This window comes from Gemmatimonadota bacterium, assembly GCA_026706845.1.
Classification (GTDB): Bacteria; Latescibacterota; UBA2968; order UBA2968; family UBA2968; genus VXRD01.
Genome location: JAPOXY010000073.1, coordinates 1 through 15,639 on the forward strand (window position 1 = coordinate 1; position 15,639 = coordinate 15,639).

Annotated in this window: 10 protein-coding genes; 5 read left to right on the plus strand and 5 right to left on the minus strand. The window is 52.5% G+C overall.

The features are described from left to right. From OXG87_07060 to OXG87_07075, 4 genes are all read left to right on the plus strand, one after another. Window positions 1-874 (plus strand): hypothetical protein (locus OXG87_07060; protein MCY3869302.1); only part of this gene is annotated, 874 nt, incomplete at its 5' end. A gap of 143 nt (window positions 875-1,017) precedes the next feature. Continuing rightward, complete coding sequence (locus tag OXG87_07065) at window positions 1,018-2,256, plus strand: sulfatase-like hydrolase/transferase (protein MCY3869303.1); 1,239 nt, start codon at window positions 1,018-1,020, stop codon at window positions 2,254-2,256. A gap of 186 nt (window positions 2,257-2,442) precedes the next feature. After that, complete coding sequence (locus OXG87_07070) at window positions 2,443-3,981, plus strand: YifB family Mg chelatase-like AAA ATPase (GenBank protein ID MCY3869304.1); 1,539 nt, start codon at window positions 2,443-2,445, stop codon at window positions 3,979-3,981. 49 nt (window positions 3,982-4,030) lie between these two features. After that, entirely contained in the window at window positions 4,031-6,199 is a 2,169-nt protein-coding gene (locus tag OXG87_07075) for a penicillin acylase family protein (protein MCY3869305.1), read from the plus strand. A gap of 11 nt (window positions 6,200-6,210) precedes the next feature. Here OXG87_07075 and OXG87_07080 read toward each other — a convergent pair whose 3' ends face one another. Genes OXG87_07080 through OXG87_07100 form a run of 5 tightly spaced genes read right to left on the minus strand, consistent with a single transcriptional unit; the run spans window position 6,211 to window position 12,135 of the window. Then, window positions 6,211-7,584, minus strand: a complete 1,374-nt coding sequence (locus OXG87_07080) for a sulfatase-like hydrolase/transferase (protein MCY3869306.1) — start codon at window positions 7,582-7,584, stop codon at window positions 6,211-6,213. Between the two features lie 57 nt (window positions 7,585-7,641). Next, window positions 7,642-8,409, minus strand: coding sequence for a DUF1445 domain-containing protein (locus tag OXG87_07085; GenBank protein ID MCY3869307.1), 768 nt, complete (start codon window positions 8,407-8,409; stop codon window positions 7,642-7,644). A 22-nt stretch (window positions 8,410-8,431) separates the two neighbouring features. Then, the gene (locus OXG87_07090; GenBank protein MCY3869308.1) at window positions 8,432-9,862 is read right to left on the minus strand and encodes a sulfatase-like hydrolase/transferase; all 1,431 of its coding nucleotides are present in this window, start codon (window positions 9,860-9,862) and stop codon (window positions 8,432-8,434) included. Between the two features lie 11 nt (window positions 9,863-9,873). Further along, a complete protein-coding gene (locus OXG87_07095) occupies window positions 9,874-11,295 on the minus strand; it encodes a sulfatase (protein MCY3869309.1) in 1,422 nt (473 codons plus the stop codon). Window positions 11,296-11,298: 3 nt separating this feature from the next. Beyond that, entirely contained in the window at window positions 11,299-12,135 is an 837-nt protein-coding gene (locus OXG87_07100; protein ID MCY3869310.1) for a TIM barrel protein, read from the minus strand. A 214-nt stretch (window positions 12,136-12,349) separates the two neighbouring features. Between OXG87_07100 and OXG87_07105 the strand changes: the two genes are divergently transcribed. Beyond that, window positions 12,350-15,619 carry an efflux RND transporter permease subunit gene (locus OXG87_07105; GenBank protein MCY3869311.1) on the plus strand — a complete coding sequence of 1,090 codons (3,270 nt, stop codon included), beginning with the start codon at window positions 12,350-12,352 and terminating at the stop codon, window positions 15,617-15,619. Window positions 15,620-15,639 lie beyond the last annotated feature (20 nt).

The following is a 15,639-nucleotide window of genomic DNA, read 5'->3' on the forward strand; positions in this document are numbered from 1 at the left end:
TCGGGAGCGACTCGCTCAAAAATTACACAAAGCAACGCGCGGCATGTTCACGCGCCCCGGATGGTTTGGTGCTTTTGACAATTGTCTGTGGGATATTGCCGGCAAGGTTGCGGGGCTGCCCGTTCACAGTCTGATTGGTCGGGCGCGGTCTCGTTGTGCGGCTTATTACAATTTTAGAAGTGGCTCAAAAGAAGAGGCTGCAGCGGATGCAAAAAAGGCAGTGGAAATGGGATTTCTGGCTGTAAAAGATCATTTTGGGGGTACGGCAGATAAAAATATCGCGTGTTTTCACGCTGTGCGCGATGCGGTTGGAGAGGATGTCGATATTTTGCACGATGCCGCAGGATGTGATTATACGTTGCAAGATGCGATTCGGGTGGGTAAGACTCTGGAGGCGTTGCGGTTTGGGTGGTTTGAAGAGCCTTTGGCAGATCGAGATCAAAAGAACTTGCAGCGTTTATGTGCTGCGCTGGATATTCCCATTTTGGCGCCTGAGACTTTGATGCACGATGTGGATTTGAGCGCGCAATGGATTATTTCCGGGGCAACGGATGCCCTGCGCGCCAATGCGCGGCTGGGTACGACTCCGACGTTGAAGTTGGCACATTTGGCGGAGATGCACGGCGCAAATATTGAATTCAATGGACCGGGTGGGTTGTTTGGGCTGGTGCATGCACATCTGGTTTGTGCCATATCGAATACGAGTTATTACGAGTTTTTTCCCGGAGGCTCCCGGGATGTGCGCGGTCGTGAGATTGGATTGCTCAATCCACCCTTGCCCGAGAATGGCCATATTACACCGCCCAGTGATCCCGGATGGGGTGCCGAATGGGATTGGGAATTTTTTGAGAAGAAGCGAATTGGAGAGTTGTGAAAAGCATCCGCAGAAAAAAACGCGACTGGTTCAGGCCAGTTCATTTGAGCGTTTTTCGCAGATGGACACAGATAAAAAAGAGGATATGGAGGCTGGGGCTGGTTGGGCTGACTGCTGACAACTGATAACTAAAAGGGGATTTTATGGCTTCTGATAAACCAAATATTATTCTGATTCTGTCCGATGATTTGGGATATGAATGCCTGGGTTGTTATGGGGGCGAATCGTATCGAACTCCCGTGCTGGATGGTTTGAGCAAGGAGGGGATGCGTTTTGACCATGCGTATGTCCTGCCGCTGTGTACGCCGACGCGGTTGCAGTTGATGACGGGTAAATACAATTTTCGAAATTGGAGAGCTTTTGGGGTGATGGACCCCCATGAGCGCACTTTTGGGCATTTGATGACTGGGTACAAAACGTGTATTTCGGGTAAATGGCAAATGTATAGTTATAATCCGCCGGATTTTGAACCCGAGTGGCGCGGCAAGGGGCAATTGGCGGAAGATTCGGGTTTTGATGAGTATTGCTTGTGGCATACGGAACATACCGAGGATAAGGGGTCGCGGTATGCCGATCCGGTGATTCAGCAAAATGGAGCGTATTTGGAGGATACAGAAGGGAAGTACGGTCCGGATATTTATACGGCTTATATTTGCGATTATATCGAGCGGCATAAGGATGAGCCGTTTTTTGTTTATTATCCCATGGCGCTGACACACGGTCCGTTTGAACCCACGCCTCATAGTGAAATATGGTCTGAAAACCGACACGATAGCGGTGTGGAATATTTTAAAGATATGGTTGAGTATATGGATGTGGTGATTGGGCGGATTGTAGATAAATTGGATGCGCTCGGTCTGAGAGAGAATACGTTGCTGCTGTTTATTGGCGATAATGGGTCGCCCCGTCAGGTGACTTCTGTTATCAATGGTCGCGAGTTTCAGGGGGGAAAAGGTCTTTCGACTGATGCGGGTACGCGGGTGCCATTTGTTGCGAGTTGGCCGGGTACGATTCCCCCGGGATCTGTGTGTGATGATTTAATCGATTGTAGCGATTTTTTGCCCACTATGATGGATATGGCTGGTATTTCTTTGCCCGAGAACGATGTGTTTGATGGGGTGTCATTTTTGCCGCAGTTAAAGGGCGAGACGGGTACGCCGCGCGAGTGGATTTTTGCCCATCACGATCCCCTGCCCGGATGGGGTAAGGAGGGTTACTATTTAAAGCGATGGGCGCAGGATAAACGCTGGAAGCTCTACGATACGGGCGATTTGTACGATGTGGTAGCAGATGAGTTGGAAGAACACCCGGTCGTCGATGGGGGCGCAGAAGCCGAGGTAGCGCGACAAAAATTGCAGCCTGTGCTGGATCGGATGAAGTAGCAGGCGTGTTGCACATTTTGTTCTGTGGAAGATGGTTTTTGTGAACAGATTGTTCAATACAGATCTGCTTTGATATGGTGTAAATTTTTTTATAACAACAAGTTATTGTTTTAAGTGGTTCTGGCACACTCCTTGCCTGATTATAGTGCTTCTTTCAGTTGGTTCCTTTCAGACAAGGAGGTTTTGATGACTGCGCGTGTGTTGAGTTGTGCAACGCTGGGTATTGATGCGTATATCGTGCATATTGAGGCGGATATTTCGCGTCGGCTTCCCTCATTTTCAGTGGTGGGTTTGCCCGATAGTGCTGTGAAGGAGAGCCGGGATCGGGTGATGGCTGCGATTAAAAATGCCGGGCGAACATTTCCAACGAATCGGATTACGGTGAATTTGGCACCGGCAGATATCCGAAAGGAAGGCTCGGCATTTGATTTGCCGATTGCGATAGGCATTATTGCCGCGATGAGCGGTTCAATTTCACCCGAGAAGCTGTCGCAATATCTCATTTTGGGCGAGTTGGCTTTAGATGGTACGGTGCGGCCCGTGCGCGGTGCCCTGTCAATGGCTGTGGAAGCCAAAAAGGCGGGTTTAAAAGGGTTGCTCGTCCCTGTGGAGAATGCGCAAGAGGCGGCGATTACAGGAGGGTTAGATGTTTTGCCGGTGTGCGATTTGAGTGAGGCACTGGATTTTTTCGAGGGGTATTGCGATATCCTGCCCTTTGAAATCAATAGCGAGGCGATTTTTCGACAGGCGCGGATGCATCGGGTGGATTTTAAGGATGTGCGCGGGCAAGAGCATGCCAAGCGCGCGCTGGAGGTGGCGGCGGCAGGCGCGCATAACGCGATTCTTATGGGACCACCCGGATCGGGTAAGACGATGCTCGCCAGGAGATTGCCGACGATTTTACCCGATCTGACTCTGGATGAGGCTCTGCAGACGACAAAAATTCACTCGGTAGCGGGGTTGCTGCCACCCGATACAGCACTGGTGGCGACGAGGCCGTTTCGCTCGCCACATCACACGATTTCAGATGCGGGGTTGATCGGTGGCGGTCCCTATCCCCGGCCAGGAGAGGTATCGCTGGCACATCACGGGGTGCTATTTTTGGATGAGCTTCCCGAGTTTAAGAAACAGGTTTTGGAGTCTCTTCGCCAACCTATTGAGGACAGTTTTGTGACGATTGCCCGCGCGGCGATGTCGCTTTCGTATCCCGCGCAGTTTATGCTCGTTTGCGCTATGAATCCGTGTCCTTGCGGGTATTTGGGCGATCCACACCACGAGTGTATTTGCTCGCCCCCTGTGGTTCAGCGCTATGTCAATCGGATCTCGGGACCGCTGATGGATCGCATTGATATTCACGTAGAAGCTCCGGCTGTGCAGTATGAAGAACTGGCCAATGAACCCGCTGGCGAGTCTTCGGCAGAGGTTCGCAAGCGCGTGCAAGGCGCGCGGCAAATACAATTGGAGCGGTTTGCGGATTATCGAGATTTGTTTAGCAATGCGCACATGGGTTCGCGAGAGATTCGGATGTTTTGTAAAATTGATGATAGGAGCGAGGAGTTGTTGCGGATGGCGATTACGCGATTGGGGCTTTCGGCGCGGGCTTATGATCGCATCCTGAAGGCGAGCCGCACAATAGCAGACCTGGAAGGCGAAGAGGATATCCAATCGCGCCACGTTGCCGAGGCGATTCAATACCGTAGTCTGGATAGAAGATTGTGGGAGTAATAAAAAAAGCGGAGCATTGACAAGTGCTTCGCTTTTTTTGGGTTACAATATGAAACGCGATGCAAAAAAAGTTGTGATACCAGGTATTAAAGGCGAGGTGTGCATTCAGCGGATGGCGCATGGGTTTCCGCATATCTCGGCGCGGGATGAGGGGGATCGGTATTACGGTCTGGGGTATGCACATGGCCGGGATCGGCAGATGCACATGTGGTTGCTCAAGCTCATCGGGCGTGGGAATGCGTCTGCATATCTGAAAGCGGATGACGAGTTAATTGAGGTAGATCGATTTATGCGCTGGCTCGATATAGCGGGTGATGCGGATCGGGAAGCGCGACGTTTGTCACCTGGTGTGCAAGCGGTTCTGGATGCGTATTGCAAGGGGGTGAATCAGGCGGTGCGCGCAACGGGAACGCCTTTTGAATTTAAGCTGATGGGGTATCGACCAGATGATTGGACGCCGGGAGATGCACTGCTGATGGTTAAGCTGATCGGTTTTGTTGGGCTTTCGCAAATGCAGGGCGATATGGAGAAGTTGATTGTTCAGTTGATTCAGAAGGGCGTGGATACGGAGCGGTTAAAGGAACTTTTTCCAGCGATTCGGGATGATGTATCAGAAGAGTACATCGATTTGATAAAGAAGGTGCGTCTGGTGCGTCCGATGATTCCATCATCTGTGGTGTGGCGCGATTTGTTGCCCGATTTTTCCGCGAGCAATAATTGGGCTGTGCGTCCGTCAAAGACGGCATCTGGATGGGCGATGATGTGCGGAGATCCGCATCTGCAATTGCAATTGCCTTCGGTGTGGTATCTGGCGGTTCTGTCTGGGGGCGATGATTATTTGATGGGTGCGACGCTGCCGGGGTTGCCGGTTGTGGCTATGGGACGGTCACCCCACCTGTCGTGGGCAGCGACCTATGGTACCGCCGATGTGTGTGATTATTTTGTGGAGGAGGTGAAGGATGGGAAGTATAGATGTGGGGATAGATGGGTGCCTTTGCGCGTGCGAGAAGAGGTTATTCGGCCTAAAAAGAAGGATCCGATAGGGTTGCGCGTTTGCGAGACGGAACGCGGTTTGTTGGAGGGTGAGGTCAATGAGGATGGGTTTTACCTGTGTTATGCGTGGACGGGTAAGCAGCAAAAGGGGACGGGTGCGGATTCGCTGGATTGTGTTTTGCGGATTACAAAGTCAAAAGGCGTTGAAGAGGCACGGGATTATTTTGCGGGGTTGACGTTTGCGCCGTTTAATTGGGTGTTTGCAGATCGGGCGGGGAATATTGGCTATCAACTCGGCGGGCTGGTGCCCAAACAACCCGAAGGCTCATCGGGTTTGATTCCGTATTTGGGTTGGGATGAGAAACAGAATTGGGATGGGATGGTTGATCCGATATTGTATCCCCGCACGGTCAATCCCGAATGCGATTTTATTGTGACGGCAAACCAGGATCTCAATTTTATGGGGCAGTTCGCGCCGATGAAATTGTCGATTTCGTCTTATCGCGCGGATCGAATTTGCGAGATGTTGCGGGAGAAGGATGATTTAACCGTAGAGGATATGAAGCGGATTCACTATGATCTTCACGCGCTTCAGGCCAGGGAGTTTATGGCGGTTATACGTCCGTTATTACCCGAATCGGAAAACGGGGATATATTGCGGGAGTGGGATTTGTGTTATGATGCGGATTCTCTGGGTGCGACACTTTTTGAGCGCGTTTATCGCGAGCTCGTTTTGCTCGTTTTTGGGGATAATGGTTTGGGGCGCGAGATGGTGACGTTTTTGCTGGATGGTACGACGCTGTTCAGTGTTCTGCACGGATATTTTGATCGCATTCTTTTGAGCGGGGCATCGGTCTGGTTTGGAGATCAGCCGCGTGAGGTTTTCTATCAAATGGCGATTGAACGCGGGTTAAGGGAGAAAGCCGTGCCGCACGGCGAAGTGAGCAGGGTTTATATTGAGCATATTTTTTTCAGGGGGAAGTTGCCGAGGTTTTTGGGTTTTGATTATTCGCTTGCGAATATTGGGAGTCGGTCAACGGTTTCGCAGGCTGGCGTGTTCAAAGGCGGCGCGCTTGCACCCACTTTTCGAATGATTTGCGATTTTGGGGAGGATGTGCTATACGCAAATGTCGCGGGCGGTGCTTCAGATCGCCGTTTTTCCAAATTCTATACGTCGGGGTTAGATGCATGGGCGCAAGGCGAGTACGAGGTGTTAGGACCATAAAGAGTTGACAGCTAACGGGTTGCTCTGTTAATGCCTTTGATTTTTTGATTTGCTTTGGCGCGCTGGTCGATTTCTTCGGGTATGACGATGTTGTGGAGGTCGGCGCGGAGGTCGGAGAGGATGTCGGCACAGGTGGGGTCGTCAGCGCGATTTTCGGTTTCGTCGGGGTCGTTGGCGACGTTGAATAACTGGTCTGGCAGGCCTACGTAGTGGATGTATTTCCAATCGCCTTTTTTGATCATGAAGCCGCCAGTTAGCGCACCGAGGGCGTGGTATTCGCTAAAGATGGGGCGGTCGGGAAAGGGATGTCCGAGGATGGCGGGGAGGAGGCTGCTGCCGGGCAATGGCGCGGGGTCCTGTTCGGCGAGATCGAGTAGGGTGGGTAGGATGTCGATGAGGTTAGCTCCTGCGGAGATGCGCTGGTTGCCTGCAGCGTTTGGGTGGCGAATGATCATGGGGACGCGCACGGCGTGTTCGTAGAAACATTGTTTTTGCCATATACCGTGGTGTCCGCCCATTTCGCCGTGGTCGCTGACGTAGATGACGACGGTGTTGTCGCGCAGGGATGAGTTATCGACTATGTCGAGCAGGCGGCCGATGAGGTGGTCGGTGAAAGAGATGAGGCCGTAGTAAGCAGCGGTTGCAGTGGTGGAGATGGTGTCGGGCAGGGGTTCTTCGTTGCGCAGCCAGTAGCGGAGTTGCTGGATGGAAGGGTGCTGGGTTTCGCAAGGTTCGGTTCTCGTGTGTGGCAAGATGACGCGGTCGGGGTAGTAGCGGTCGAAGTATTCCCGTGGGCACAGGAGTGGGAAGTGGGGGTTTATGAAGCCGGTGTATAGGAGAAAGGGACGGTCGGCGTATTGCGCGCGGGATTTGAGGAAGCGTTCGGAGAGGTCGGTAGCGGTGCTGTCGTAGTCGGTTTGCCAGTTTTCGTCGGGGCCGCATTCGGTGACGTGGCTGTTGCTGCCGCGCCGGGCGTCGGGTGTGCGCGCGGGGGCACCCATACTCCAGTGTTTCCATTTTTCGGCGTCGTCCATGAGGCGCACGCCAAAGCCGTGCAGGCGTTCGGGACCTATGAAATGGGTGCGGCCGCAGGCTGCGGTTTCGTAGCCCGCGGCTTCGAGGTAGCTGCCCATTGTGGGGATTGTTCCCGCGAGGGGTGAGCCGTTGTCCCAGGTGCCGATCTGGTGGACGTATTGTCCGGTCATAAAGGACATGCGCGCCGGTACGCATATCGGGCAGGCAGTATAGGCATTGTCAAAGGTGGTGCCTTCGGATGCGAGGCGATCCATGTGTGGTGTTTCGATATGGGGGTGACCGTAACAGCCGGTGACTGCGGGGTCGTGTTCGTCGCTCATGATGAGCAAGATGTTGGGTCGCTGGTTCATGCGAATATCTTCCTATGCGTTTGGGACCGGGATCGGCGGATACAACGGTATCTCAGGTCAGGCCTGGTACAGGCTCTCTGTCGGGATGTCGGTGATCATTGCGTGGCCAGGGGTGTAGGATATCATGAATGGGAGCCTGGCCTGTTCGGCGACAATGCGGGGTGTGATGCCGCAAGCCCAATACAAGCGGTCCGTTCCTTCGGGTACTTCAAACGGGTGACCGTTCATATCGACGTTTATCTTTTCGATGCCGAGTTTGTCCGCATTATTTTTTCCGATTGGGGCGCCGTGACACGCGGGAAAGTGGCTGGTGAATTCCCATACATGGTCGATCACGGTCGGGTCGAATGAACGGATGGTGACGGCCATGTTGCCCGAGAAGGGCCCGACTGTTTTGCACGGGAGCGACGTGAGTTGGATGGTCGGTCCAAATGCGGCGGGGTAGCCTTTTTCGGTCAGGAGGCCATCGAAGGAGACGCTCGATCCGATCAGGAAGGTAACGGTTCGGTCGTCGAACAGGTCCACGATGTCCTGTCGGCGTTCGGTGACTACGCCATCGCGTACGATGTCGTATGAACCCAGGTCGGTTCGGATGTCGAGGGCGCGTGCATACTCGGGGCAGTCTGTTTGGCCGGGTTCCATTTTTGCAATCAGCGGGCAGGGTTTCGGGTTGGCGCGACAGAATGCCTCGAAATCGTCGGCGTAGTCTATGTCCAGAAAGGCGACGTTGACGCACAGGTAACCGGGAAGGGCTCGGGATGCAAAACCTTTGAGTTCGTTGGCCCTGCAAGCGAGTCTGACGTCTAACGGTGTTTTGAATTTCATGTTGTGCTCTCCATTGAAACGCTTAATATCTTCCTATGCGTTTGGGGCCGGGATCGGCGCATATAACGGTGTGGTCGAAGTTTTGTTTTATGAGCTGGTATTTCAGATCTGTGTGGGATGGGTCTTCCCAGAGGTTGTGAAATTCATCGGGGTCTTCTCGTAGATCGTAGAGTTCGCCATAGTCTTCGTTGTGATAGACGACGAGTTTGTAGCGGTTGTTGCGCAACATGGTCGCCCAACAGGGGTTGTGTTTTTCAGAGGCGTGTGGGGCGAATTTATCGACGACATCGTAGTATTCACAGCGCACAAATTCGTGGTGCGCGTGCCCGGAATCTTCGCCCGTGAGAATGGGGATGAGGGATTTGCCGTGTGTCCATTCGAGGGGGATGTCGGCGAGGTCGGCAAGGGTGGGCGCAATGTCTAAGAGCGCGGTGAGGCCATCTGCGCGGTGGCCCTGGAGAAAGGTGCCGGGCCACGAGATGATGAGGGGGACCCGTACGAGGGCTTCGTAGAAGCGGCAACCTTTGCCGGTGAGGCCGTGATCGCCGAGCATTTCGCCATGGTCACTCGTGAAGATGACGACGGTGTTTTCGCGCTGTCTCGTGCGCTCAAGTGCATTGAGCATGCGACCGACGTTTTCGTCGATGAGGGCGATCATGCCGTAGTAGGACGCTTTGTTGTGCTGTTCGCGGTCGCCGGGTGGGTTGCCTTTTTGTCCTGCGAAAAAGCGTTTGAGTTGCGTTTGTGTTTGCAGGTCGCTTTCGCGAAATAGCGGCGGTGGCAGGTCGGCGGGATTGTATTTGTGTGTGTCGGGTGCGTCAAAAGGTCCGTGCGGGTCAAAGGGGTTGACGCTCATGAGCCAGGGTCCGTCATGGGGGGATTCGATAAATTCAATGGCGCGGTCCGCACACCAGGTGGTCTGGTGGTGTTGGGGGTTCATGTCGGGACGATAGGTGCCGTATGTGCCGTCTTTTTTTGTTTGAAAGACGTCGCCGAGGTCTATGCCCTGTTCGGTGAGCCAGTCGGTGTACTGGTTGCCAATTCCGATGCCTTGATTGTGTGAGTGGCTGTACCAGAATTTGCGATATCCGTCGTCAACGCGTTGTTCTTCGCCGTTCCAGGCAGAGGCGAGGTGGAGTTTTCCCGATAAGCCGCAATCGTATCCGGCATCTGCGAGGCGTTTGGTGATGAGTTGTACGCGTTCATTTGCCGGGAAATAGGCATTGCCATTGCGATTGCCGTGTACGGTGCTGGGATATAGCCCGGTGAGAAAGCTGGAACGACTGGGCGTGCATATCGCGCTCTGGCAGTGGGCATGTGTGAATGCTACGCCTTCGGCGCAGAGGCGGTCGAGGTTGGGTGTCTGGATGTGTTCATTGCCGAGGGCGTGGATGGTATCATAGCGTTGTTGGTCGGTGCAGATCCAGAGGATGTTGGGGCGTTTTGGTGTCAATGGAGGTCTCCTCAATCGCGCGCGCCTCTGATAACGCGGCCGTTTTCGATCCAGTGATCGCGGTAAAAGGTAGTGGGTTCAAAGGTGTCGTTTAGTGCGTCCATGCGCGTCCGAATCTGGTCGCGGTAGTGCTGGATTGTTCTAGCATGGTCAGGGCTGTTGGCGAGGTTGTGCAATTGCAGAGGGTCTTCGCGGTGATTGTAGAGGGATTCTCGATGTTTTTCAATGGCATAGGTATATTGTTTGTCGCGCAAGGCACGCCATTCAAAGCCATCGTCCCAATCGACACTGGGACCCATGCCCTGTAAGAATGCGGATTCGGGTTCATCTCCATGCTGACCAAATGCGCAATGCGAAAGGTCAAATCCATCGATACCATCGGGGATATCGACGTTCAGGAGTGAGAGCAACGTGGGCATGATATCGGGTGTGTTGAGGCAGGCATCGCTTTCGGTTTTGGGGGCGATGCGGTTGGGCCAGCGCATGAGAAAGGGGACGCGCGCGGCTTCTTCATAGTAGATGTTTTTCTGAACGCGACCGTGTGCGCCAAACATTTCGCCGTGGTCTGATGTGAAGACGACGAGGGTGTCGTGCGCGAGGTTGAATCTGTCTAACGCGTCTAAAATTCGGCCCACGTTCCAGTCGAGGTTGGCAGTCATAGCGGCATAGATTCGCTGCCATTCAACGAGGTTGGGTTTGACGGATTTCATCCACCAATCGCGGTCGAACCATGCGTGCCAGTATTCTCCTGATCCGTCCCGGTAATTTGGCGGCAGGTCAAAGGCCATGTCTTTGAAGTGCATACCCCATTCTTCGGGGACGTTGTCCCAGTTCCAGGGCTGATGAGGTGTGCCATAAGAGACGAAGAGGGCGAAGGGTTCTGGATTTTCGCGCGCGTTTTCGAGATAGGAGATGGCGAGGTCGGTCATGGCATCGGGTTCATAGGCAGGGATGTCGATGCGTTCAAATTTGTCTTCGTAATAAAATCCCTTGTAATAGCTGTGGTTGAAGTTGTAGGCCGCCCAATAGTGGTCAAATCCCAGTCGGTGCGGGCCTGGGGGCACGAATTGATTGGCGGGATTCTTGTGAAAATCTCCGGCCTGTTTATAAACTTTGCCTTCGGTTGCGTAAATGTGCCATTTGCCGATGTAGGCACAATTCACGCCGTTCTGCGTCAATGTGCCGGCAAGCGTTGGCAAATCGGTGCGGGCACTCAATTCGTTCATGACGTAGCCATTGGTGGTGGGATAACAGCCCGTAAAGAGGGATGCGCGATGCGGGCTGCACACGGGATAGACCGAGGTGGCGTTGACAAAGCTGATGCCTTCAGATGATAGGTGGTCGATATTGGGGGTGTGGGCGCGGTTGTCGCCCATATAGCCACAGGATTGCGGGCGGAGTTGATCGGCGAAGATGTAGAGAAGGTTAGACACGGATTACGCGCTTTCGTGTTCTGCTCGCATTGCGTTAAAGAAGCGCACATCAATGCGCGCCAGGTCAATTACGGTTTCTATGGGTTCACCGCTGTATTCACTGTGGAAACTCACGGGGCCTTCAAAGTTTAATCGATCCAGTGTTTTTACGACTGCGGGCCAATCGCCAAATCCCTGTCCCAGCCGCATTGTTCCACCCGTGGGCGCCCCCTGTACAGTGCGTCCCAGAGGTCGCTGGCGAATCAGGTCTTTAAATGCCAGGACTGATAGGTACTCGCGCACGATATCCAGTGCCATTTCTATGGGTTCGCCACATATCGACAGGTGTCCCGGGTCGGAGAATACGCCGATGTGTTCGGGGTTGAATCCCCTGACCACGTTCATGACGGCACACGAATTTAACCCCATCGATTTGCCCGAATGGTTGTGTACCACGGTTTTGACGCCGTGTTTTTCCGACAATTTCTCAAAGCTTTCCATCCAGCCCCGGATTTCATCCAGTTGGTCCCAGTAGTGCTTAGCATCTGACCAGTGCCAGTAGCCCAGTTTTACATGCGCTACGCCGGCTTCGCCCAGCGCGCCGTAATAACGCTCGGCGTAATCTATGTCCGGACGGCTAAAATCGCCGGGGGCTGTTACGAGTGGAATGCACAGGCCCGCGGCTTCAAACTGTTTGGCGGCTTCGGGTAGAGCCTTATCGATATTGTCTGGATTTACAGGATATCCCTCTCGCACACACAAATCCGCGCCTTGCACGCCTACCGATTGGAGGGATTCTATGATTTCGGGTATGTCCAGGCCTTCGAGGTGTTTTGTGAACATGATGTACGTGAGCTTCATTTTTTTTCCTTTCTCTGGTGTCGTTTGCATTTATGAGCACTTCAGGATACGCAATTGTGTGTTGAAAATCAATGGTGAGTTGTAAGCTCAAATCTTGACATGTTGTGAAAAATGTATATGTTGTCGTCAAATTGTTGTGAAAAATGACGACAAGGTAGTCAAAAAACACGGTTTCGCATATTTCAGCATCCCGATGCAGAGGTCGTAAAAGGACATGAAGCTCAGTCGTTTTGCCATTTTTAAGCCCATTAGCACGATTATGATCGCACTTAGTCTTGTGGTGATGGGTTTTATTTCCCTGGTCAAGTTGCCGCTTGAATATTTGCCCAGCGTGACGTTTCCGGTCCTTTTTGTGTCTATTCGGTATCCTTCTTCGTCCCCAGAGGAAATTGAACGGTTTATCACGCGACCGATTGAAGAGATATTGGGTACTATGCCTGGCATTGAAAATATGGGATCCACATCCAATGAGTCTTCTTCGACCATTCGCCTGGAATTTGCAATGGATGCGGATATGGATCTCGTTGGCATTCATTTGCGCGACAGGCTCGATCAGGTTCGCGCAGATTTGCCCGAAGACGTGGATTATATTGGGATTAAAAGTTTTGATACCGAAGATATTCCGGCTCTCGAATATACTGTTTCGTGGATCGGTGAAGATCCCGAAGACTTCATCGCGGTTTATAACCAGCGCCTGTCGCCTCGATTGCAGCGGCTCGATGGCGTGGCAAGTGTTGAATTAAGGGGGTTACAGCAAAAGGATCTCCTCGTCGAGGTCGATCAACGGGCTATGACTGCGCACAAATTGGATTTTCGCACGATCAATCGCGCGCTTCGCAGAAATAATATTAATATCTCGGCGGGTTATGTCACCGATGGCGACAGGCGATTCGCTGTGCGAAGTGTGGGCGAGTTTGAGACTGTTGACCAGATTCGCAATCTGCCCATTCGCCCAAACCTGATGCTGTCCGATGTTGCAGCGGTTACGTACGATTATCCTCCCGCTCGTCGATTTGATCGACTCGATGGCATACCTTCTCTTTATCTTTCTGTGTATAAATCTTCAACGGCAAATATGGTCGATGTTTGCAAGCGCGCCCGCAAAGAACTCGACCGCATCAACGAGGAGGTTGGCAAAGATAATCTTCGAATACTTCTGGTTCGAGACCAGTCAACTGATGTTATTGCCAGCATAATCAGTCTCAGCCAATCGGCGATTATGGGCGGTCTCTTAGCCGTTATTGCCATCTTTATTTTTCTCCGCAACTTCCGCAGTACGCTCATCATTGGCTCCGCCATTCCAATTAGCGCGCTCACGGTGTTTCTCATGATGTATTTTTTGCGGCAATCGGGCACTGATATCACCTTGAATTTGATTTCGATGATGGGGCTGATGGTCGCTATTGGGATGCTCGTGGATCCCGCTGTTGTAGCTCTGGAGAATATTTTTCGCAAATGTTTTGATGAAGGTCAGGGTGCAAAACAGGCAGCGCTTGAGGGCAGTGAGGAAATTGGCCTCCCGGTTCTGGCTGCTACGCTTACGACTGTGTGTGTATTTGTGCCGGTCATTTTTGTGACTGATTCGGGCACTTCGCTCTTTATGCGGCAGTTCTCCGTGACAGTTGTCGTGTCTGTGATTGCATCGTTTTGTGTCGCGCTTTCTCTGATTCCATTGGCCGCATCTCGCGCTTTCGATAAAGGTGGCCAAACTCTTGACCGCGTTCTCAAGAGCATTTTTGTGCTCGCAGCAAGTGTTGGGGTGGGCGCGTATATATATTATACGGATTTCAGTGAGGTTGATTACGGGGGTATGTGGGACGCATTTGCGCGTACCATCGCTGGTTTGCCTTTATTTGCCAAAATTGGTTTTCCCGCGGCAATTGCACTGGTGATTTTTCTGTATTTTCGTTACCGCGCCATTGGTGCCAGAGCACTGTACGCGAGGGTGGTCGCCAATACTTTGCACTATCGCTGGGCAACGCTATCCGTTGCCTGTGTTCTTCTCTTTTTAGGCAATCACATCTACGGCAAAATAGAACAAGCCCCTTTCCGCTATCAACCCACCCGCGCGATCAGGCTGACGGTGGAGATGCCTCGTACGTACGATTTGGAGCAGGCGAGTAATACTTTCAAAATAGCCGAAAATATCCTTATTCCACTGAAAGAAGAACTGGATATAGAGGCTATTGCGACGAAGTTCAATACGGGTAATCGGCAGGGAAAGAGAAATGCACTTTTGACTATTTATCTCACGCCTGCAGAAGAAAGCAAGTTGATGACGGACGAAGTCCAGCACAGGATCATCGCGCTTCTTCCAAAGGATATTCCCGGTGTGCGTTTCAGACCTCGCGGGGGTAAGTCGGGCGGGACTGCGGGGGTGGGTGTTGAACTCAAAGGACGCAAGCAGGAAATTCTGGAGGTTCTGGCAGAGGATATTGAAATGAGTATGCAGGGGATGCCCGGCGTTCACGAGATTGAGACCAGCCTGGAGACGGGTATGGAAGAGATTCGCGTGGTTGTAAATCGCGAACGGGCACAGCGGTATGGCATTTCTCCGCGCGATATTGCTACGAATATCGCTTCGGCACTCGGGTCGCGCGGGGCTTCACACTTCAAAACACCCAATGGCGAGATCGATATTACCGTTCAACTCCGCGAAGAAGATCGCGCTAATCTCGAGCAGCTCAAAACAACGGAGTTTGAAAGTGATAAGGGCGGGATGGTTGCGTTCTCCAGTTTGGCCGATTTCAATCTCATACAAGGGCCTAATGCCATTTCCCGCGAAGACCGCATGCCCACGCTAACTGTGTTTGCCAGTACTGAACAAAAAGCAGTTTTCAGCGTGGGGCAGATTATGAAAGCGCGCATGGAAAACGTGCCTCTGCCCGATGGATATAAGTATCAGATGGATCGCCGCTTCAAGTCTATGGATGCAGAACGGGAACGGGATTTTGAGACGATGATTTTCGCGCTGGTTCTCATTTATATTATTATGGCTTCGCTCTTTGAATCCTATGTGCATCCGCTCACTATTATGTTCTGCATTTTCTTCGCATTCATTGGCGTCGCGCTCGGTCTCTACACTTTCAAGATCGCTATGGATAGCAATGCGAAGTACGGCCTTCTGGTGCTTTTTGGTATTGTGGTGAATAATGGCATTGTTCTGGTCGATCACATCAACAGATACCGAAAACAGGGGTTTGTTCGCCGCGATGCCATTATTCGCGGTGGGCAAGACCGCTTGCGTCCGATTATGATGACTGCCACGACCACTATTATTGGCCTGATGCCGCTGGTTATTCCAATGCTTTTTGGCCATGCCGAAGGCACAGCCCGCCGCTGGGGTCCCATCGGTCTGGTTGTGGTATCGGGGTTGTCCATTTCAACCATTCTGACGCTTGTTCTCCTGCCCACGATGTATTCGCTTATGGATGACCTCTCCCAATTTGCCAGGCGCGTTGTCGCGGTGGCTCGTGTGCGGTAACACTGTGAATCCTGGAAAGG